The organism is Pseudomonas sp. W2Aug9, assembly GCF_023127755.1.
Taxonomy (GTDB): Bacteria; Pseudomonadota; Gammaproteobacteria; order Pseudomonadales; family Pseudomonadaceae; genus Aquipseudomonas; species Aquipseudomonas synxantha_A.
In genome coordinates, this window is record NZ_SPKL01000035.1 from 437,790 (window position 1) to 457,704 (window position 19,915).

The 19,915-nt window shown below is 50.4% G+C and carries 17 protein-coding genes and 1 pseudogene; 5 read left to right on the top strand and 13 right to left on the bottom strand.

The window, feature by feature from the left end; translation table 11 throughout:
• Positions 1-138: 138 nt before the first annotated feature.
• The 3 genes from E3O56_RS22750 to E3O56_RS22760 all read left to right on the top strand — a co-directional run bounded on the left by E3O56_RS22750 (position 139) and on the right by E3O56_RS22760 (position 3,264).
• On the top strand, positions 139-1,386 hold the full coding sequence (locus E3O56_RS22750) for a hypothetical protein (protein ID WP_248129019.1): 1,248 nt from the start codon (positions 139-141) through the stop codon (positions 1,384-1,386).
• 475 nt (positions 1,387-1,861) lie between these two features.
• A complete protein-coding gene (locus E3O56_RS22755) occupies positions 1,862-2,329 on the top strand; it encodes a hypothetical protein (protein WP_094993179.1) in 468 nt (155 codons plus the stop codon).
• A 176-nt stretch (positions 2,330-2,505) separates the two neighbouring features.
• A complete protein-coding gene (locus E3O56_RS22760; RefSeq protein WP_248129020.1) occupies positions 2,506-3,264 on the top strand; it encodes a hypothetical protein in 759 nt (252 codons plus the stop codon).
• A 409-nt stretch (positions 3,265-3,673) separates the two neighbouring features.
• On the opposite strand, the gene E3O56_RS22765 is transcribed toward E3O56_RS22760, so the two are convergent.
• The 4 genes from E3O56_RS22765 to E3O56_RS22780 all read right to left on the bottom strand — a co-directional run bounded on the left by E3O56_RS22765 (position 3,674) and on the right by E3O56_RS22780 (position 8,520).
• Complete coding sequence (locus E3O56_RS22765; RefSeq protein ID WP_122783741.1) at positions 3,674-4,717, bottom strand: toll/interleukin-1 receptor domain-containing protein; 1,044 nt, start codon at positions 4,715-4,717, stop codon at positions 3,674-3,676.
• A gap of 430 nt (positions 4,718-5,147) precedes the next feature.
• Positions 5,148-5,996 (bottom strand): hypothetical protein, encoded by an 849-nt coding sequence (locus tag E3O56_RS22770; RefSeq protein ID WP_248129021.1) that lies wholly within the window; start codon positions 5,994-5,996, stop codon positions 5,148-5,150.
• Positions 5,993-7,186 carry a DUF3696 domain-containing protein gene (locus E3O56_RS22775; protein WP_198833195.1) on the bottom strand — a complete coding sequence of 398 codons (1,194 nt, stop codon included), beginning with the start codon at positions 7,184-7,186 and terminating at the stop codon, positions 5,993-5,995. The genes E3O56_RS22770 and E3O56_RS22775 overlap by 4 nt, the downstream gene beginning before the upstream one ends.
• On the bottom strand, positions 7,183-8,520 hold the full coding sequence (locus tag E3O56_RS22780) for a DUF262 domain-containing protein (RefSeq protein ID WP_248129022.1): 1,338 nt from the start codon (positions 8,518-8,520) through the stop codon (positions 7,183-7,185). Before E3O56_RS22780 ends, E3O56_RS22775 begins: the two co-directional genes overlap by 4 nt.
• A gap of 1,082 nt (positions 8,521-9,602) precedes the next feature.
• Between E3O56_RS22780 and E3O56_RS22785 the strand changes: the two genes are divergently transcribed.
• Complete coding sequence (locus tag E3O56_RS22785) at positions 9,603-10,859, top strand: integrase domain-containing protein (protein ID WP_177030896.1); 1,257 nt, start codon at positions 9,603-9,605, stop codon at positions 10,857-10,859.
• 161 nt (positions 10,860-11,020) lie between these two features.
• Here the strand turns inward: E3O56_RS22785 and E3O56_RS22790 are convergent, their stop codons facing one another.
• The 4 genes from E3O56_RS22790 to E3O56_RS22805 form a co-directional block, all read right to left on the bottom strand.
• A complete protein-coding gene (locus E3O56_RS22790) occupies positions 11,021-11,902 on the bottom strand; it encodes a plasmid partitioning protein RepB C-terminal domain-containing protein (RefSeq protein ID WP_177030895.1) in 882 nt (293 codons plus the stop codon).
• Positions 11,899-12,798, bottom strand: a complete 900-nt coding sequence (locus E3O56_RS22795; protein ID WP_177030894.1) for a plasmid partitioning protein RepB C-terminal domain-containing protein — start codon at positions 12,796-12,798, stop codon at positions 11,899-11,901. The genes E3O56_RS22790 and E3O56_RS22795 overlap by 4 nt, the downstream gene beginning before the upstream one ends.
• Complete coding sequence (locus tag E3O56_RS22800) at positions 12,795-14,333, bottom strand: recombinase family protein (protein WP_282446922.1); 1,539 nt, start codon at positions 14,331-14,333, stop codon at positions 12,795-12,797. Before E3O56_RS22800 ends, E3O56_RS22795 begins: the two co-directional genes overlap by 4 nt.
• A gap of 205 nt (positions 14,334-14,538) precedes the next feature.
• Positions 14,539-14,997 carry a hypothetical protein gene (locus tag E3O56_RS22805; RefSeq protein WP_177030893.1) on the bottom strand — a complete coding sequence of 153 codons (459 nt, stop codon included), beginning with the start codon at positions 14,995-14,997 and terminating at the stop codon, positions 14,539-14,541.
• 212 nt (positions 14,998-15,209) lie between these two features.
• Here E3O56_RS22805 and E3O56_RS22810 point away from each other — a divergent pair, with 212 nt between their 5' ends.
• A complete protein-coding gene (locus E3O56_RS22810; RefSeq protein ID WP_177030892.1) occupies positions 15,210-15,539 on the top strand; it encodes a hypothetical protein in 330 nt (109 codons plus the stop codon).
• A 199-nt stretch (positions 15,540-15,738) separates the two neighbouring features.
• Here the strand turns inward: E3O56_RS22810 and E3O56_RS22815 are convergent.
• From E3O56_RS22815 to E3O56_RS22835, 5 genes and pseudogenes are all read right to left on the bottom strand, one after another.
• Positions 15,739-15,902 (bottom strand): annotated as a pseudogene (locus E3O56_RS22815) (substrate-binding domain-containing protein); the annotation flags it as partial.
• A 546-nt stretch (positions 15,903-16,448) separates the two neighbouring features.
• Entirely contained in the window at positions 16,449-17,081 is a 633-nt protein-coding gene (locus tag E3O56_RS22820) for a LysE family translocator (RefSeq protein WP_248129023.1), read from the bottom strand.
• A gap of 68 nt (positions 17,082-17,149) precedes the next feature.
• A complete protein-coding gene (locus E3O56_RS22825) occupies positions 17,150-17,944 on the bottom strand; it encodes an AraC family transcriptional regulator (protein ID WP_248129024.1) in 795 nt (264 codons plus the stop codon).
• Positions 17,945-18,132: 188 nt separating this feature from the next.
• The gene (locus E3O56_RS22830; protein WP_248129025.1) at positions 18,133-19,083 is read right to left on the bottom strand and encodes an MBL fold metallo-hydrolase; all 951 of its coding nucleotides are present in this window, start codon (positions 19,081-19,083) and stop codon (positions 18,133-18,135) included.
• 74 nt (positions 19,084-19,157) lie between these two features.
• On the bottom strand, positions 19,158-19,901 hold the full coding sequence (locus E3O56_RS22835) for an SDR family oxidoreductase (protein ID WP_248129026.1): 744 nt from the start codon (positions 19,899-19,901) through the stop codon (positions 19,158-19,160).
• Positions 19,902-19,915 lie beyond the last annotated feature (14 nt).

The window sequence follows — 19,915 nt, forward strand, 5'->3', positions numbered from 1 at the left end:
GTCGGCGCGGCCTAGACATCGAAATCCCCTCCAGCACCGACCTTGGCGTATCAAGGTTCCCTGAGGTAGAGTGCGATTCGGGATGCGCGACCCTTCAGGCTGCGCCCGGATCCAATGCTGATGTAAGGAAACAACGCCTTGATCACCCTTGCCATATTAGGTTTTCCGGATATCTATAACCGGCTGACTAATCTATATCCAGCCAAACCTTGGCTTAAAGTCGTAGAAAATATTAGTAAACTATCAAAGCAGTTCGCTGGTCGCGGCGGCCAAGAGGAATTAGATAGCTCTGTCGCTTTTGGCCTGACGTTCTGGGAGAGGCATAAGTACGCACTAAGTGCAGGTTACGAATGGAACACAATGTATCAGACTATGCTATTCGTTCAGCGGGTAGTAGAACTCTGCGAAGCTGTCGATCGTGGGGAGCCGGGGCCAAAGGAACTGAAAAAGCGATTTGAGGGAGCATTCAAGCTCTCTAGCGATATGCGTGCTTTGCAGTATGAGCTCTACATGGCATATGTGCTCAAGTCTAGGGGATGCACTATCGATTGGCCAGAAGAAAGCAAGGGTAAGGAGACCTTCGACTTATTGGTCTATCCGCCTGGAGGCCTAGAGCCCTTTGAACTTGAGTGCAAGTCCTTCGCAGGCGATAAAGGATTTGCGGTACGCCTTGCTGACGGGCACCGTTTGATAGGTGCTTTGCTGGAAAAAATTTCGCTGGGAAGGCTTCTCCCAGCCAAGAAAGATTTCGCAAGCATTTTGACCATTACCTTGACTGAATCCGTGCCCACGGACGAAAAGAGCTTTCAGACATTCGTTGTTAATTTAGCCAGCGAGATCGAAGCCAAGGGAAGCAATTTAGAATGCGCCGGATTCTCTGTCTCTGAAGACTTCTGTCCTTTGGTTGGCGACCCTATGGATGAGGACGCGTGTGTTAACGCTGCGCAGTCGCTACCTGGCTCAGTAGCTGCTTTCGTAGCGTGTCATAGCCCAGAAGACAGGTTGAAAGGTATTAGGGTTGTGTACGCTGGAGATGTCCGGATCTGGACGGAAGTTGAGAAATTATCCAAACGAGCATTAAATAAACAGTTAACAGGTAAGCGTCCTGGCGCACTTGCCCTGCAGTTTATCAACGATACGATCGAACCCATTAATACCGCATTTGAACCCCAAAATAAATATCGTCTTCTTTCAGAAAAACTGCTTACTAAAGATCATGCGCTGATGCTTATAGTTACGAATAGTATCGAACTATCTATTGAAAGTGTATTCATCCCGTACAGAATAGACGCCTCTCAACAAGAATATTGCACGCTTGCAGCATTTTACAGTGATCGGCTCGACTATCCAATAGCGCAGATCAAAACTCTATTTGACCCCCGATGATACTCGGGTCGTGCCCATTGCAGCCCATTGCTAGCAAGTGGGCATATCCACTATGTAAGACGGGAAACTCCGATCAAGTCAGCACTTGTAACCGACCTGTGCTGAAGTGGCCTCCGCCCAGCCGCCTCAGTAAGCTTTGAGGATAAGTAGATGGTCTTCTCCGATATCAAATATGCCGGTAAGGGGAAGTAGAGCAGCCGTGCGTGCTTCCTGACAGCGATGGAGCAAGCCCTGCCGAATGGATGCAGAAAACGCGTTGCCTGCTGAGACTACTTTGCAATCGGAGCTGGCATGGCTCACAATTAGGGATATCCTTTGTTTCTCTTAACATGATTGATAACGGCGTTCACGCAGCATAAATATAGGCTGAACTCGACGACAATGGAACCCATTGAAGTTAAGCTGACTGCAACGCTTTAAGTATCGGCGCTTTAAATGCATGCTCATAAGTGCACTATTATAGCAAGAGGGAAACATGTCAAATGTAACTGATATCGTTAGCGCTGTAGGTAACGCAGTTTCGGCTCTTGCAGCCTGCGTAGCTGCGATCGGCGTATGGTACGCACGACACCAGTTAAAGACGAGTCGTGAGATTGCGCAGTTGCAGTTTGAAGATTCATTGGGAAAGGAATACCGCGAATTGGCCGGAGAGCTGCCGAAGAAGGCTTTAATGGGTGAGATCCTAACTGACTCTGAATATGAAGAAGCCTTCGATGAGCTGTATCGCTATGTCGATTTGACCAATGAACAAACTTCGCTCCGGGCGCATGGGCGAATTACTCCGGATGTATGGAAAAGTTGGTCGGAGGGAATTGAGGCGAACCTAAAACTACCGGCATTCGCGCGGGCGTGGATTGAGATCAAGACTAGATCTTCTGGCTTTGAGGAGCTTCGTCGGCTTGAACTAGAATTATTCCAGAACGACCCCAAGGATTGGCATTGAGCCCTGCTCCCGGTCAATGCTTCGGTCGTTATCGTTAACTATCGAGCGGCAGCTATGGGTCGTTAGCGGTCTGTCACGACCGGCCTCTTTCGACCCTTTGCAACCGTTCGAGGTGTCTACCAGACCAAGGACGATTCATTTACCAACTCAAACCTCTCGTGCATAGGGAAGTCAAGATGAAGTCGTGCAGCTATTGCGCCAGTGCTGAGAAGCTCACCAAAGAGCATATTTGGCCAAAATCCTTAATAGAAAGAAATTCTGATTTCCTGACATACAACAAAGCTACTAATTCATTTTACAAAGGTGAGGCTGTAATAAAGGATGTGTGTGCGAGGTGCAATAATGGCGCCCTGAGCAAGCTGGACGAATACCTGGCAAAATTGTATGACTCTCAACTTGAGAATATAATTCCTGCAGGAAGTGGGGCCGGGCTAGCTTACGACTTTAATATGTTGCTGCGGGTGCTATTAAAAATATCTTTCAATTCTGCTCGATCATCCGGGAGTGACAAGGTAGTCAAGACTCATCAGAAATTTATTAATTACATACTTAAAGGCACTCATCGAGGCGATATTATGTTGCGACTCCAAATTGTGACTGATTCTACAGAGTATAGCCTGGATGTCGAATCGCGCAGGATCGTTAAGCCCGAAGTTTTAAGGTGCGCGGATATTGGATACGATGGAGTATTAGCTAATCGCTTTATGATTCGCTTGATTGCCATAAATAGCTACTGGTTCTATTTGATTATCCCATACAAAAAAGAAAAGCCTCACAAGTTAAAAGAATTTATTGAAGGTTTTTCAAATTGGAGGCTACAACCTGGCGTGCTGGTTTCTCCAGGCTCCAGCCGATTGAATATTTCGGTGGATAAGACGACTTGGTTTGACCCACGATTGCTTGGCAGCCTCTTGGATGCGAGTCCAAAAAATTGAAATAATGGCGCGATTAACAGCCTCCGAGCTTTGGTTCTGCAACGGCTGCTTTTGGCCGAGGCTGTGTGAAAACGTTTTTCAGTGCGACAGGTACTCAAAACCGGACTGGAAATCGCGCTTCTACGCGAAATCCACATCTGCTGACGTGCCGATAAATTTCAGATTTAACGTAGACGCGCACACTTCAATGTAGGCGAAGCGTTTTTACACACTCTGGGCCAAAAGCAGCCCTTCGATGTGTCTAGACACTTCGGGGCGATTCAGGGTACCTCACGACTATTAGCTGTCGGCGATACAGAACGCATTCGACTGACCTGCGATGCGAATATCCCAGTGGAACAATGCCCCTACCACTTGTAGCTCAAGGTTCTACAAGTGAACTAAGCCCGGCTACCCGCAGCTCTAGGTTCTACTTATAGGCCTGGTGATCTACTGCATCATGCGTGGATTGCCGAGCGATAGTGTTGGAATCAGTAGGATTATCAGAGGTGGCCTCTGCAGCATTGAGTAGCTGCTTCATAACGTCGAGGCCTTCATGGTCACGAATCAGGTGATTCACCAAATCATCCGCATCGAAAGTGAATGGCTCGCGAATATCAACCATCCTAAAGAACCTAGAGGCCAGTAGCGTGCCGCCTGTGTTCAGCAGTCCCTGCTCCCTTTTTCCAGTTAGTTGGGGGAAGAATGCCGACACCACAGCGGTACCCAGAGGGCGCATCTCTGTCGAGATTTGGACGTACTCCCAATGCCAGCGTCCCTTGGTAGGGCAGAATGTTGGTTCATCATCTTCAAGCAAGTAATTCCAGCTACTGCTTTCCCACATCCATTGAGGCGGTTTTAGCAGGTAAGGCGCGGCATCATCCGGCTTAACCGTCACCTCATGATTCCGGCCACTTCCCCAGATCGTCATTGGACGTTGCCTCAGATAGCCTAGGGCTCTCTGCCTCAAATGGAAGACTGCTAACCGATCGTTAATGTCGCTTTGCAACTGCGCCTGGCTCAATTCATCAGCCACTCCCAAGATTGTCATCCCGATGTCAAGGTTCAGGCTGTGCAGAGGCTGCAGGTTCAGATAGAGACGACCAATTAGAGGGGCTGGGAGACGTTCTGCACAGCCGGACTCCAGGATCAATGGAACAATCCTGACTCCAGGCTCGTCTGCGATCTTCGCCAACAGGCGTAGCTCTTCGTGCAAGCCAGATCCAATTCTCTGAGCCGCCTCCAAGTAGTCTTGATCGCAGAGGCAGAGGACGAGGAGCGGTCGTTTTGCTAAAGCTTTACCAATGGTGCGTTCGACTAGTTCGCCCAATGCAATGGTGTCACGATCCCAGAAGACGTCGTGCTTCCAATTTAGGCTCGCAACAATGCCTTGCCGAACCCATTCCTTTTTTTTGAATCCTGCGCCCCACGCGTACGAGATGAAGATAGAGCCGCCATTCTCTGCTGTTGTCATATGTCCTATCCTTTGGGCTGTCTGTTCGTGCGGGCAAGTCAACATCCTACTGGACCTAGCCTGACTATCACGACGTAAGAATTAATGAAGCGGACCCTAGGGAATGATAGAGGCAAGCGAGCCACTGATATAGCGGGCTTTTTGAATGCCATGAGCGGCTATCACGAAGCTGAAGCCGTGGGCAACTCAAGCTAAATCGTGCGCACATTTGTGATCCGCCTGGACGACAGCTTTTGGCCGGCTCTCGTCGTTCTGACAGGCGGAAAGCGGCTAATAGTGAGCATCAACCGACTGCCAAACATATCGGCTGATAAGATGTAATCACCAGAGCAAAACGCCGAAAAAAGACTTAACTACATACAATAAAAGACGCCTTTTACAACTAATCATCTAAATGAGGGCGAACGCTCCAGCACCATTATGGCTCGATTCAAAGGTGTCTACCTGCGTGACCGACCAGAACTTTGTCAGCAAAACTGTTATGGCCTCGCGGGCAAAAGTAAATCCTATGGTAATAATATTCGGTATCACCCGGCGCGTCGGAGCTTTCGAGCTTCATATGAGGCTCGCACAATACAGACTCAAAACGCTCTGAACCCAACGGGAAGGAAAAAGTAAGAATAGCTTTACGGTCGCCATCACCTTCCAAGGTGGTAGGGCATCGACTTTGAGTTGAGAATGTTCTCAGTAATGCAGGCAAATCACCACCTATCGCATCACCCCAGTTATCATTTAAAGAGGCAAGGCAGCGTGTGATAATTCCAGAGTAAGCGCTATGCCCACCGTCAAAAGTATTCATGCATCCAGGAAACTTGTTGCTGAATTTTAGCCTTGGAAAAGCTATTGAAAAATCCGCATAAAAATCTTCAACTACTTTTTCGTTTCGTGTCAAATCCAGACGAACAAAATTAACCCAATCCTCTTTTTTTTCTAGTTCACATTCCGCTCGACTGGGAATTAGCCCAATTGTTCCAATTATTGACGCGTCAGCAAGGTTTTGATGATTAAGAATCGGAGATTGGTCAATCATCGATCTGAATGCGAAGAGGCAGTCACGAGAGAGATGGCTTTCAGCGGCACCGTAAATCAAATCACAAAGGGCAACACCTGGAAATATTTCCACTTCGTAAAGCGACTCTTCCTTTCGTACAACCTCTCCAGACTCCACTATATCTGTGTGTAGCTTTATCAGTCGCTCGGAAAGTTCTTCAAATTTTTCTTGTTGGAGTGTTTCCAGTCTGAGATATCTATCTGTTTGGTGGTGTACAAGCCGAGTCATTTATTTGCTTCCATAGACGCTCTTTTAGCTCTCCGTGCAGCCATTAGCGCTGCAAGGTCAGTTCCTTGCTGATCAAAGAAACCGCGGGGCCAAGCGCTTAATTCCGCTAACGCATCCACCAGAATCGACTCAATCTTCGGCTGCGTATCACCATCCAAGGCAGAAAAAAATATCAATCCAACATCATTGGAGTTCACCAAATCGTTTATGGCAGCAAGGCGAACACCATTGATAACATTTTCGGAGTGCGTCTCGATGACAACCTGCACTCCTGTACTTGCCACTACCGCCAAAAACTGGCCTACCGCAGACTGTGCGGCTGGATGCAGGTGCGCCTCCGGGTTTTCTACGATGAGCATTGCGCCTGGTGGACACAACAGACCACTAACTATTATCGGTAATACATAACTTATCCCAAATCCAGTGCTGGTTGGAGAAAGAGAGTTCACAGGTGTCCCTGTCTTCTCAATGCTCAACCGGACACGATTAATCTCTGGATAGGGGTGAGTGACAAGTTGAATATTTGGAACCAGCAACCTCATCCAACCTTCCAGTTGCACCTTAAATAGATTTGAACCGCTAACAATACACAACTTTTCATCTACTACGTGATTTTGCGCTTCTGCGCGAGCAATAGCATCAGCAGTATGTTCCCCAGTTAGACCGGTAGTAATGTAACTTTCATCCGAAACATCACTTAAATCACGAGGACCGTTGCGCTCCGCAATGAGATAATGAAACTGATCAGAAAAAATAGGCAAAAGCCCCGTCTTGTTGAAAATTTCGGTAGAGCGACCACCTTGGTAATGTGCTTGAATTGTGACCTTTGCGTTAACTATATCCGAGACAAATCTTAGCGCTACTGCTGGTGCCTCATTTACTTCCGGGCTGATCTTAATTTCAAGCTCGGCAGACTCTAATTCGTCGTTAGTAAGTCGTAGGCTATTCCCAAGCGCCAAATGATACGGACCATTTAGTTTTATCGGAAACTCTACGTCTGGCTCTTCTGCTAAGACGCCAGCGTCGTCTAGCTTGCGCAGTTGATCGGCGGCTTGCCTCATCAAGAGAAGAGTCTGAATCATGCTGGATTTACCAACGCCATTGCCGCCACAAACTACCGTGATAGGCTTGAAAGGTATTTCGGCAGATTTAAAGCATTTAAAGTTTTTTACTCCCAAGCTACCGATCATATGTGCTCCTTACACATGGTTTCAAAAACGCTGAGCGCGTAAAAAATTCTCCTGCGATCATTCGTACCCGATGTCACAGAATCAAAAAGATCTGAGTCACTTTCAAGCTCCTCGGCAAGATAATACGCAAACATTCCGTCCGGAACATTCAGTACCTCATCCGTACTATAATTTGCAAGAGTTAGTGACCATGTCGTAAACAGAGAGCTATTAATTAATCGCCGCCTGGCATCAGGTTCTAAATGCTCTGGCAGGCACTTCCTGAATGCATAACTACCAAACAAATGAGTTGCGTTAATCATTGCGCTTATAAAGCTCTCCCTAAGAGCTTCAAGAGTATCCTCGGAAGCTTCATTCAAGGTGTCAATTGCTTTATCGAGAAATCGATCCATACTTCCAGAATATTCTTCAAGATAGTTATATTCTGTTAAGCGAAATGCAAGAAAGCGCAGAACCAATTCTTGGTCTTGCATTCTCACGCTTCCTATACTATGGCAAGTCGCCTCTAAAAACTCATCAGAACCACAAAGTTCCTGGATTAAATTTCGCGTTCCAGGAGAAGACATGCAATTTCTGATTTCCTGCGCATTTAAAGGCCTCCCCCCCTGATTGATACGCTTGAATATATCAAATTTAACATCCACAGGTGTCTGCGGATCGATGATATTAACTAAAATCTGAGTCTGCATTACTCGCTTACGATAACGCTGATCAATACACATATTGGGATCTTCGTGCCTAAAATACTTACCCTCTTCGTTTTTTAGATACTCAAGATCTTTAAGTCGCAGCTCATTATTTAAAAACTGCTGAATAACAGTCAATCTTTGCAGCCCATCAACCACCTGCAAAACCCCATTACGATCTTGGGCCATATAAAAAACCGGCAACGGAATTCGTAACATTATCGACTCGATCAATCGAGATCGTGCTCCGATATCTGTCCAGACAAACTTCCGTTGAAAGTCTGGCGACAAGTTTATGTCGCCTTCTTCTATCATCTCATGAACCAAACTTATATTGAACGGTTTGGTATCAATACGAATACTTTCGGGGTCATAGGGGTAAACAAATTCATCAGACTGAACGGCTTCATCATTTGTATACTCGATGCCGCCACTCTGTTGAATTTCCTCATCGGCCAGATGTGCCAGAAACTGCTCAACTATTTCTTCAGTTGTGGAGTCGATATCATCAGCGATATTGATATCCACACGCCCATCAGAAAATCGGCAAACACGGATCTTGGGATGCACGGACAACCACTCACGCCGCCCCCGTAGCCTGACTTTGCTCTCTATGAGCTGAACGGAAGTCGGGTCACCATCGGCCATTCGTACGAATATCAACAAAGCCATTTCTCCAAAGCATCATCACACGGGCATTCTAGCTTGCTGAGTAACGACACAGCGAGCGCGCTTACCTTCGATCGAATCTCCGGGTAGGTTATCGTATGACGCCTGTTGGCTGTGGACTCAACCTGTCAATGTAAATGCTACCAAGACGCGGGGTGGCTGGTTGTAGCCGTCCGCTGCCTACCATGCAAGATAAAATCCTGCTTTCAGCAATCCACGAACCAGTTGTAAAAACGATATCCCCCACCAACCGACACAGCGCAGGTTCCGAGGGTCAATAGAGGCCACCGCCCCTCAACGCCAAGCCACCACTGAACTTTGAACAGTAAAGCGCCCATCAGGATACATGCCAGAACACCCAACGCCAGGCCAGCCAACGCAAATAGACGAGCACCTAACCTTAGGTCTCCGCCATGCCAGTTTTCACTCAGACAAAACGGACAATGATTTGACGAAGGCGAATAGCCCCAGAAACTACGGCTGTATATCGTTCTCGGAACCATCGCTTTGCCACAGTTGTGACAGGTAACCATTGAGTGTCTCATACCGCACCTCAGCTCAGATCGCCCTAAATGAGCCCATGGTGCGTTACCGCTTAAATAACCCAACAGGATCACCTAACAGCTACCTAGCGACCAGATCGCCAGATACCCGATATCATGCAGCCCACGACTAAGACCATTCCCTCGGTGGTTGACGGGCGCTCGTCTTGCCGAAAACCGATAAATTCAGGACGCCAGTTCAACTCCTTAAATAGCCGCTCATCGGAAATACGTTAGCGGGGGCACTTATGGGGGCACCTTCGCAGACGCCAATTAATAAAGTGAGTTAAAACAGATAGTTATATACGACTATTTAATCCCCCCGGCTCCACCAATATTACATTTAAAGACGTCCGAGGACGTCTTTTTTTGTGCCTGAAAACCAGCAAAATCAAGGCCTTAGGGTCTATTGGCGTCCATAGACGTCCGAGGCAATCCACGCCACCTGGTATTCCAGATGGTATTCCAAGCCCTTCAGTGGTAATTTTTGGAATACCAGCTGATGTCATGGAATACCTCATGTGCGCCCAAGCCACCCGCCTCTCAGACCGCCAGCTCAAAGCGGTAAAGCCTAGAGACAAGGACTACGTCCTCAGCGATGGAGACGGCTTACAGCTGCGCGTTAGGGTCAATGGCTCTACGCTCTGGAACTTCAACTACCGGCAGCCGATTACCAAAAACCGCATCAATATGGGCCTCGGCACCTACCCAGAACTTTCGCTCGCGCAAGCCCGAAAGAAAACGGTTGAAGCCAGAGAGCTTCTCGCTCAGGGCATCGACCCGAAAGAACAACGTACCGATCTGGAACAGACAAAGAGACAAGCAACCGAGCACACATTCGAGAACGTGGCGGCTGCCTGGTTTGAACTGAAAAAAGATTCGGTCACTCAGGCTTATGCCGAGGACATCTGGCGCTCACTCACGCTGCATGTCTTTCCATCGCTTGGCTCAACACCAATCTCTCAGCTCAATGCCCCGAGAGTCATCGAGCTGCTGCGCCCCCTGGAAACCAAAGGCAGCCTGGAGACAGTGAAACGACTGACTCAACGACTCAACGAGATCATGACCTACGGCGTGAACTCGGGAATAATCTTCGCCAACCCTCTCAGTGGTATCCGGGCCGTTTTCAAAAAGCCGAAAAAACAGAACATGGCTGCTCTCCGTCCCGAGGAGCTGCCAGAGTTGATGATTGCTATTGCCAATGCCAGCATAAAAAGAACAACACGCTGCCTGATCGAATGGCAGCTTCACACAATGACCCGCCCTGCCGAAGCCGCTACGACGTCTTGGGCTGACATCGACCTCGAAAAGAAAATCTGGACAATCCCTGCCGAGCGAATGAAGAAGCGACGCGCTCACGTCATACCGCTTACCGAGCAAGCGCTTGCTTTGCTAGAGACGATCAAGCCCTACAGCGGACATAGAGAGTTCGTCTTCCCAGCCGATAGAGACCCACGAGATCATTGCAACAGCCAGACCGCAAATATGGCATTAAAACGAATGGGCTTTGAAGGCCGGTTGGTGAGCCACGGCATGCGCTCCATGGCCAGTACCATCCTCAACGAAAAAGGTTGGGACCCAGAGCTGATTGAGGTGGCACTTGCGCACGTCGATAAAGATGAAGTGCGGAGCGCCTACAATCGTGCGGATTACATTGAAAGGCGGCGCCCGATGATGGTTTGGTGGAGCGAGCATATTCAGCATGCGGCTACCGGAAACTTGTCGGTTTCAGCCATTCAGGGAACAAGGGGCCTGAAACTGGTATCGATACGCTGAACGACATCTCTGGTGTTCCGGATTACCGCGCGAACTTGATGATGATGCAGTCATGCCTCATACCAGATTTTTGCTGGTCGCAAATGCGAAAGCTGGCATCTTCCTGCTGACTTTGTCCGGCATTGATGACAGAGCTGGACGGCCTGTCCATCCCTGCCTATTCACTTGTCCAGCGATACCGTCTGCACGATTTTTTCGAACTCAACTAGCATCTCAGGTTGATTTTGGGTGAGGAAACGGATGATCGCCTCATTATCCACTAGCTTCACTAGATAACCTTTGGCTAGCACAAGATTGAGCACATCTTGACCGTACGATTGCTCAACCAGCTTAAACTGTCCTTGCAGGTTTCCCATTTCACGCTCCATTTTGGCCATCTGCTCGGGCGTGGCACCACCGAGCTTGCGGGGTTTGGCATCGCCCACCAGCAAATTGCTTGGCGTAGCGGCCATGAGAGCCTGAGCGTAAGGCACGGTGATATTGTTGGTAGCCACCAGCAGCTCCACGCACTCCACCTGCCTGATCGGTTTGAGTTTGCGCAGCACCGCGCCGATTTCGGCGGAAAAGTGCTGATCCCTAAGCAGCTCGGCCGCTTCATCGCATACGCCATCTAGCAGATTCATTTTTTTGACAATGTGACTGATGTCGACGTTTAACGCCTTGGCCAGCCTGGCCGGTGTCACGCCGCGCTCGACCGCACGCCGAATCATGAAGTGTTCTTGAATGGTGGAAAGACGATTGATCCGGTTGTTATAGGTGTAGGTCTCATCGTCCGTGGCAACCAGGCACGGCGCATCGATGAAGCCCAATTGCTTTAGCACCAACAAGCGAATGTGCCCATCTAGCAACGTATGCTGCTTAGATTGATTGTCGGCCTTGCTGACTGTCAGTGGCTCGATTAAACCGACAGCATCAATCGACGACTGAATCTGCTTATATTTTTTAGAGCCAATCAACCCTTCAGGTGTTTTGCGCGAGGGCAGGATCAGAGCCAACGAAACTGATAATGGCTGCGGAACAAAACCAAGAGGCAATTGGCTCATGCCGTGTGGGCTCCTACCCAAACTCGCTCGGCGAGGTATTTCGGCAGCGTATCCAATCCTTCAGCACGCAGCAGGTTGGTGAAATTGTCATCGGACAGCAACTGGCGTAGAGCCTCGATCACAAAGAGCAACCGCTGTTGAGCGAACTCGGCCTTTTTGACCATGAGTTTTTGCCGCTCTACCTCTTTCTGATAGCTACGGATCAAACTGGATGAGGTGACCGCAGCCGCCTTGCGCGGCGTGCCACGCGCGATGGATCGCCCCAGTGAACGGCGGCGCTCAATGACCCGACGAGCCTGGATCAGTTGTTTGCCACGCAACTTCCCCGATTCATAAGCATCTTGCAGGGCAGCCTGTACTTCCGTGTCACTGCCTGCTCCCGCGATAGCGAGCGCGGCGTTCAGCGGAATACGCCCGCTTTCAACCGCCACCAACAGGCGCTCCTCACCACTTTTGAGCAACTGAAGAATGCCATAGACATAGTCGGCGCTAAGGCCGGTTTTCTGGGCGATAGTCTTTTTGTCATAGCCTTGGTCACGTAACTGCTCGATACCCGCCAGCAACTCCAGAGGACGGCATTGGCGGCGTGCAATATTCTCCGCCAGACTCATAAGGAAGGCGTCCTCGTCGCTGACACTCACCACCATAGCCGGAATACTACTTTCACCCAACGTACTGTAGGCCTTGAGCCGTCCTTCACCGCAAATTAGCAGGTAACGCTCTGATCCATCTGCGTCGGGTCGAGGGGTCACCGTGATCGGTTTCTTGAGACCGATGTTTTTGATGTTACCGACAATTTCGTCGAACACCCGTCCGTTTCGCTCTCGAGTATTCAGCACCTCAATGAACTCAAGCGGAATCATTTTCAGTTCTCTGGTCAGATGCTCCTTGCTCATCCCGCCCTCCTGATACGTGCGCGCGCGGCCATGCCGTAGAGATAATCCAGACTCTCGAAGCGATAACTCTCGAATTCAATGCCGTTGTGATCGGCAAGATTGAAACCCTGCTGGCCGAAGTCCAACCGTGGCAGAAGGTAATAGTCGAGCGGCGCCTGATTGGTTTCGTCCAGTCGGACGGCGACCGTGATGTCAGGGGCCAGGCTAGTGTCGAAGCGAACCTTCCACCGCCTGCGCCCGCTTTCCAGCAACTGGCATCGTGACAGGACCAGCGAGATGCTGAACTCCCGATTGACCGTCAGTAGGTCGGTAGCGGGATCGCGCTCGATCAACCCTCCGATATCGGCAATCACGTGCTCGGTCTGACTGACAATTTCCGGATGTAGCCGTCGCAAAAAACGATTGATCTCGAGGAAGCGATAGTCTCGATCCGGCGTGAATCCTACGACCTGGTAGGCACTGATCAAACTACCGAAACGGTGGATATAGGCCGAGGCCGACGGCATCCCCTCCGTCTCATCGATGATGAGACCCGAAAGGAAGCCGCGACACTTGTATAGATTGCGCAGTTTCTCGATCAGTTCTTCATTGCTGAACCGATGCGCCCGAGCGCGAAGAATACCTTGGGCGGTATAGAACGCCTCCGGTGACACGATGGCCTTGAACGCACCTTCCTTCTTGATCCACATATCCGGCTGGTTGGTGATCCGGTGTTTTTTTAACTTGAAGGAAATCCTGTTGTAGACATTGTTACCGACGTATTTTTCATTGCTCAGAACTTCGCGCACAGTGGCCCGTGTCCAGTCCCGATCCTGATCGGTGTGAATGCCATGGTTGTTAAGGCGGGAGGCGATTTGGGATTCGGGTAAACCTTCATCGATAAACCAGCGATAGATCTGGTTCACCGTCTGCACTTCGGTGTCAGGGCCAGGCATCAAGATCACGCGGTCGGTTTGCAGGCTCTTGTGCTCGCCCCGCGCCAGCTCACTTTTGATTGAGCCAGCCTGATCGATCAGGACTCGCCGCAGGCCGTAACCCGCAGGCCCCCCTTGGCGATAGCCCAGCTCGATCAGTCGGCACTGGCCCGAGAAGACCTTGGCTGACAGTTCCCTGCTGTACTCGCCCGCCATCGCGCGCTTGACGCCCTTGACGATGGTCGAAACTGGAGAGCCGTCGTTTTCAAACTGCTCTGCACAGTAGGCAAACTGAATACCCGCCCGGCGGCAGATGTACTCGTAATAGGCACTTTCGTCAGCATCTTGGAATCGCCCCCAGCGACTGACGTCATAGACCAGAATGATATGGAAGTCTGCCGCCCCAGACTCGACGTCTTTGATCAGCTGCTGCAAGGCCTGTCGGCCATCGATGCGCAGCCCACTTTTGCCTTGGTCGGCATAGGTACGGACGATCTGCATACCGCGCTGATCGGCGTACTCCCGAATCTTGTCAGATTGATTTTCGGTCGAGTACTGCTGATGCTCAGTGGACATTCTGACGTATTCGGCGGCACGTAATGCCACCGGTAGATCCGACATCGCGGGTGAAGAATTATCTGACTGCATAGGACCCGATCGCTCGCCGTTATTCTTGTGCTTGCTCTCGGGCCTGCCTTTCACATCTTCACGCGGGCCTCGGACAGAGAGAAAATGACCGAAGCGCACTTCGTTGAGATAGCTGCCACGCAGGATGATCGAGAACTCATTTGGATTCGTAATTAACGCCTGACCAGCAAAATGACCATCACGTCCTATCTTTGCACGAGTCCTTTTTGCACGGGCACGGATGTTCAACGGGGGTGATCTCGACGATCCACGCCTCACTACTAGCTGCGTCATCACTGGGGATTAGCTCAATTCTGTAGAGCCCGGAGCGCAGCGCCATGCCCGGTGACACGTCCATCTTTGCAAGATCTACTTCCTGTGGCAGATAGTGTTTGGAGCGCTGGCGGGATTTGTTTCGTTTGACGGAATCGGGATTGGCTTCCCGATAATTGCGCCAATATTCCGGATGGCGATCTAGCCATGCGCGCTGATTCCGGCTCTGGTTATCCCGATAATCAGGATCGGTTTGCATCTTGTCGCGTTGCCAGCGCTGGCGTCGGGCTCGCTGACAGGCTGGTAGAGAACAGTAGGTTTGATTGGGTACTTGGGGACGTTTTTTGAACGACAGGCCACAACAAGCGCAGATTTTGTTGGACATCAAAGCTCTCCATATAACAACGCATATGGGTACTGTTGACCGACGGCGTGCAACTCGCATTGTTCGAAGAGTTTTCTTTTTGCTTAGTGGCGATAATCAGGCAGAGAGAGACCTATTTTGAATGGACGAATCAACCCGCCTTGCAGTTGATCCATTGAAACGAATTTCGCACCTATATCACGACACTGAATATCCCTCATGGAACTCGCCCCATGTCACTTCAGTGCCCTTGCTGTAACTCCAAAAAAATCGCGTCCCTCAGAACTGCCGTGACCGTTGCCGCCGTCCTTGGCTCCATCGGCGGCGCTGCACGAGGCGCGAGCGCCGCACTCGCCAGCAGTCAAATCGGGGCCACTCTCGGCGCCCTTATCCGCCCACCCGGTTTCAGTATCGGTTCCGTCTCTAGCGCCATCCTCGGTGGACTGGCTGGCGGTGCCGATGGCTGCGCGCTTGGCGCTCAACTCGGCGAAAAACTAGATCGCCATGTGCTGGCGAACAACCTGTGTCTGGCCTGCGGGCATCGCTTCAACCTGCCCACTTAATCGGCGCACCTTCCAACTTCCCCACATCAATCCGGTCGGTACTGCGTAGTGCGCAGCGCTTATGCCGATCTGCATCCAAAGGAATCTCTCCCATGGCTCATCTCATCGAACAAATGGCTTACGTTGGCGCTACTCCTTGGCATGGCCTGGGCAGTCGCCTCACCGAAAAACAACCGCTGGAAGTCTGGCAGCGTGAGGCGGGGTAGTCGCCAAATCCCAATACGGCGCAGTCCTGGGGAATGCTCAGCCCGGCGCGTTGACCGGCCAGCAAACCGCCGGCGGCGAGGTTGTCATTGGCGAAGAAATTGCGTCGGGCGTAATCGCCTGCCCCATCAGCGCGTCCATGGCCTGCTTGCCCGCTTCACAAGACGCCGAACTTACAAATCTCCACGATGAACGACGTGTACCTTGTTGCCATCTGGATCACGCAAGTATGCGTCGTAGTAACCTTCACCATACTGCGTACGTAAGCTGGGCGTTCCTTCATCCGACCCGCCCGCATGAGGCCCGGCGGTATAGGCAACGTCTACCGCATCTGGAGAGGGAGCCGAGAAAGCGACCATGCTGTCATTCCCTGCCCTGGCTTCGTTGCGATCATAAGGGCTGTACACCCGCTACCCTCCTTTGTTTTTGATGCGAGGAATTCTATCGTGCCTCTCCAGGCAGAGGGTACACAGTCACCACTGGCGGCTGAAAGACAGATACTCGATCTGGCGACACTCCCACCTCCATAGGCGGAGTTCATTATTATTGCTGAATCCTAGAGGAACTCATCTAAAGGGTTCGGCCGAACCATGGCTTCGATTCTCCGACTGTAGTGGTCAAGTTCAACCTCACGCTATCCTGGACAGTGGAACAAAATAAAACCATATCTATCAAAAACTGCCTACCCTGTGTTTATTTAAGCCCCTAGAATAACCGCGCAGCCAGAATGGCAATGGCCAATAGCAGAATAACAGCGCCAAAAAACTTATTAATATAGACTCCTATGGCCGGACGCTTTTTTATTTTCATTGCAATTTCACCAGCCAGAAACACCAGAGGAATTTCAATCAAGAACATAATAAGGATTAGCTCAATGCCCAAAATCAGCATCTGCATACCCGGCACACCCGCTTCAACCCGAATAAACTGCGGGATAAATACCAATGTAAAGATGATGGCCTTAGGGTTCAGCACGTTGGTCAGTAATCCTTGCGAATAAAGTTCACTAAGGCTTTTCTGCTCGCTGTTGTTTTGAAGGCTAATCGTGTTTTTGTTGTTAAAAATGCCAAGGCCTACCCACATGATATAGAGCGCGCCACCGATGACAAAAAACTCATATAACACAGGCGAAGAGGCGATCAGTGCCGTAACGCCGGCAATCGCAAGACCGATGTGACACATCACCCCAGTGACAGCGCCCAATACCGTAATCAGCCCCGCTTTCGTTCCTTGGGTTATGGCATTAGACAATGCGCAAAGCATGTCGGCACCAGGGATCAACGTTAACGCAGCAGCCGAAATAGCAAATAAACCCAGCGTAGAAATATCGATGAACACGTTTTCATCTCCTCCTCAAAAAGGCACATAGTCGGCCCCTCTTCGTCGGCGAGATAGAACGATATTGCTCAAATGCGTCGGTTGCGATAGCTACATGGCGTGACGCCGTAAGTTGACTTAAATACCCTGCCCATGTGCGACTGATCGGCAAACCCGCAAGCGATAGCGATTTCCGCGATATCTCCGCCCCTGGAAAGCAATACCTTAGCCTGTTGCAATTTAAGCTGCCGCTGATAGCGACTCGGTGATAAACCGAATTTCGCCGAGAATTGACGGCAAAGGTGGAACTTCGATATGCCGACTTCGCGTGCCAGCATATCCAGACGCACTTCCTGGGTATTATGATCGTGCAGATATTCTCTTGCTCTTCGCAAGCTTGGCGTGATGTCGCTGGCCTCAGTTAATGATTGCCACGGAGAAAACACCTGGAGCAGCTCCGCCACACAGTCGCTCCATACCACTTCACGGTCAAAATGACTGGATTGCGTTTCAATCAGTACCGAAGCGGTTTCACACAACTTTCTGGCGAAAGCCGCATGTTCGATGTGCTTCCCCTTAATAGCCGGTAAATGCATTGCCATGCTTTCCGCTGCGCCGAGCAGCATCTCGTTGCTGGGATAAAACATAAAATAGTGGCAGCCCTCCTCACCCAGAGGTGTCCCGGCATGCATCTGCCCTGGCGAGATGATGCTGATTTGCCCACGGCGGACGATACCGTCGGAGTCTCCTTTGGCGCTGTTGTTATTGGCGCCACGCAGGACAACGCCAATCGACCAGGTATCATGCCAGTGCACGTCAAATCGTTGGTCCGAAAAGTCCGCTATCAGCAACTCAAGACCGCCCAACGCGTCAAAACGATGCATGAATGCCGAATTTCCCATTACATTTTTACCCGAGCAATCGTTGCCACCGTTGGCCAAAATAATACATAACACGCAGCGTGAAAGCCCGCACCCCAGCATTGAAAATGCTTCCGCAGCATCTTAAAAAAGGGGCCGCTGGGCTCCATAACATTATGTTCGCATTCGTTCCTTGTTAACTAGCATGCAGATTAATGTTTATTAATCACACCGTAGTTCAAAGGGTGCCAGTCATAGCCATCTCCTTTTTTACTGATGTAGCCCAGGCCAGGGAAGGACAAATGGGCGCCCGCAACAAGCGATCTTTGCTGCGCAAGGTCATCAAACAGCCTTTTGCGCTGCGCAACGGCGGCAGAGGCGTCAATATCATAGGCGATGGCGACATTCGGGTCAGGGAATTGCACGGAGGCGACGTGGATCATATCCCCCAGTACCACCATCTTTTTCCCTTTGCTTTCGACGGCAAACACGCGGTGTCCTGGCGTGTGCCCGCGCGTTTCGATAGCCGAAATACCCGGTGTTAGTTCCTTTTCGCCCTCGAACGTCTTCAGTTTCCCCGCCGTTTCATAAGGTTTCAATGAAACGATCGCGGCATCGAAGAAGCGCTTATCTTTCTCTTCCGCCTGCCGTTTTGTTTCTTCATTAAGCCAAAAAGCGACTTCTTCTTTTTCCACTCTGACAATGGCGTTCGGGAAAGCGATTTTATTCCGCGCCACCAGCCCCCCCACATGATCGGGGTGCAAATGGGTTAAATAAATCTCATCCACCTGCTCCGCCTTATAGCCCGAAGCATTCAAATTTTTCATCATCTTGCCCAGCGTTTCACCATGCAGCGCGCCGGTGCCGACATCGACTAAAACTAACTTTTCTCCGGTGTTAATAAGATAGGCATTCACCGATGTCGGCAACGGTAACGATAGGCTATTGACCTCCATCGCCTTTTCAAGCTGCTTCAGCTGAGTATTGATCAATATTTTATCTGCGGGCATGGGGCTTATTCCGTCAGACAACGCCGTCACTTCGAAATCGCCAAGCATTATCCTGTAGAAACCTGGATTTTCTATTTTAGAAAAAGGCGCCGCGGCGGTTGAAGCGGCAGAAAAAACGGCGAGAAACGTGCCAATGAGTATATTGCGACGCATAGAGAACCTCGTAGATTGAAGAAGGAAACACCTAAAAACTCTATGTAACGAACTAAGAATATCCCTCCAATCACTTAGAACTCCTGCACTGTCGGCCTGATAACGATTTCACTCACGTCAACGTTCAAAGGCTGCTCGATCGCATACGCTATGGCACGCGCGATCGCATCGGCAGAAATTGCCTGGCTCTGGTAAAGCTCGCTAACGGCCTTCGAACTCTCCGCGTGCGAGCTGCCCATCTTCAGTTCGGTATCTATCAGGCCCGGAGATATGATCGTGGTTCTGATCTTCCCGCCGACCTCATGGCGTAAACCTTCGGTTATAGCGCTTACTGCGAATTTTGTGCCGCTATAGACCGTCCCTCCGGGACTAAACACTTTCTTGCCGGCGATAGAGGAAATAGTGATGTAATGACCGAATTGCTGTTTTTCGAACAGCGGCAACGTCGCGGCGATGCCGTAAAGCACCCCTTTAACATTGATATCGATCATCCGCTCCCACTCATCAACCTTCACGGCATTGAGCGGAGCAATCGACATCAGCCCCGCGTTGTTGATCAATACATCGATCTTACCAAATTGCCTAACAGCCATAGCGATGATCGCTTCGACATCCTGGCGGTTCGTCACATCCGCCTGCAGCGCCAATGCAATCCCCCCGGCATCAACGATTTCCCGGACTAAATCGTCAAGACGAGCTTTTCTACGCGCTGCGACGACCACCTTGGCCCCCTTCGCAGCCAGATGCTTTGCGGTGGCTTCTCCAAGACCGCTGCTTGCGCCGGTGATCACAACGACTTTGCCTGAGATATTGTTCATCTTACTTCCCTCAT

What these genes read in the sequence shown, in the direction of transcription:
- E3O56_RS22765 (WP_122783741.1), bottom strand. Translation starts at nt 4,717, where the DNA reads ATGACAACAGCAGAGAATGGCGGCTCTATCTTCATCTCGTACGCGTGG.
- E3O56_RS22755 (WP_094993179.1), top strand. Translation starts at nt 1,862, where the DNA reads ATGTCAAATGTAACTGATATCGTTAGCGCTGTAGGTAACGCAGTTTCG.
- E3O56_RS22780 (WP_248129022.1), bottom strand. Translation starts at nt 8,520, where the DNA reads ATGGCCGATGGTGACCCGACTTCCGTTCAGCTCATAGAGAGCAAAGTC.
- E3O56_RS22795 (WP_177030894.1), bottom strand. Translation starts at nt 12,798, where the DNA reads ATGAGCAAGGAGCATCTGACCAGAGAACTGAAAATGATTCCGCTTGAG.
- E3O56_RS22775 (WP_198833195.1), bottom strand. Translation starts at nt 7,186, where the DNA reads ATGATCGGTAGCTTGGGAGTAAAAAACTTTAAATGCTTTAAATCTGCC.
- E3O56_RS22770 (WP_248129021.1), bottom strand. Translation starts at nt 5,996, where the DNA reads ATGACTCGGCTTGTACACCACCAAACAGATAGATATCTCAGACTGGAA.
- E3O56_RS22790 (WP_177030895.1), bottom strand. Translation starts at nt 11,902, where the DNA reads ATGAGCCAATTGCCTCTTGGTTTTGTTCCGCAGCCATTATCAGTTTCG.
- E3O56_RS22800 (WP_282446922.1), bottom strand. Translation starts at nt 14,333, where the DNA reads ATGTCGGATCTACCGGTGGCATTACGTGCCGCCGAATACGTCAGAATG.
- E3O56_RS22785 (WP_177030896.1), top strand. Translation starts at nt 9,603, where the DNA reads ATGTGCGCCCAAGCCACCCGCCTCTCAGACCGCCAGCTCAAAGCGGTA.
- E3O56_RS22830 (WP_248129025.1), bottom strand. Translation starts at nt 19,083, where the DNA reads ATGCGTCGCAATATACTCATTGGCACGTTTCTCGCCGTTTTTTCTGCC.
- E3O56_RS22825 (WP_248129024.1), bottom strand. Translation starts at nt 17,944, where the DNA reads ATGCATCGTTTTGACGCGTTGGGCGGTCTTGAGTTGCTGATAGCGGAC.
- E3O56_RS22805 (WP_177030893.1), bottom strand. Translation starts at nt 14,997, where the DNA reads ATGTCCAACAAAATCTGCGCTTGTTGTGGCCTGTCGTTCAAAAAACGT.
- E3O56_RS22760 (WP_248129020.1), top strand. Translation starts at nt 2,506, where the DNA reads ATGAAGTCGTGCAGCTATTGCGCCAGTGCTGAGAAGCTCACCAAAGAG.
- E3O56_RS22810 (WP_177030892.1), top strand. Translation starts at nt 15,210, where the DNA reads ATGTCACTTCAGTGCCCTTGCTGTAACTCCAAAAAAATCGCGTCCCTC.
- E3O56_RS22835 (WP_248129026.1), bottom strand. Translation starts at nt 19,901, where the DNA reads ATGAACAATATCTCAGGCAAAGTCGTTGTGATCACCGGCGCAAGCAGC.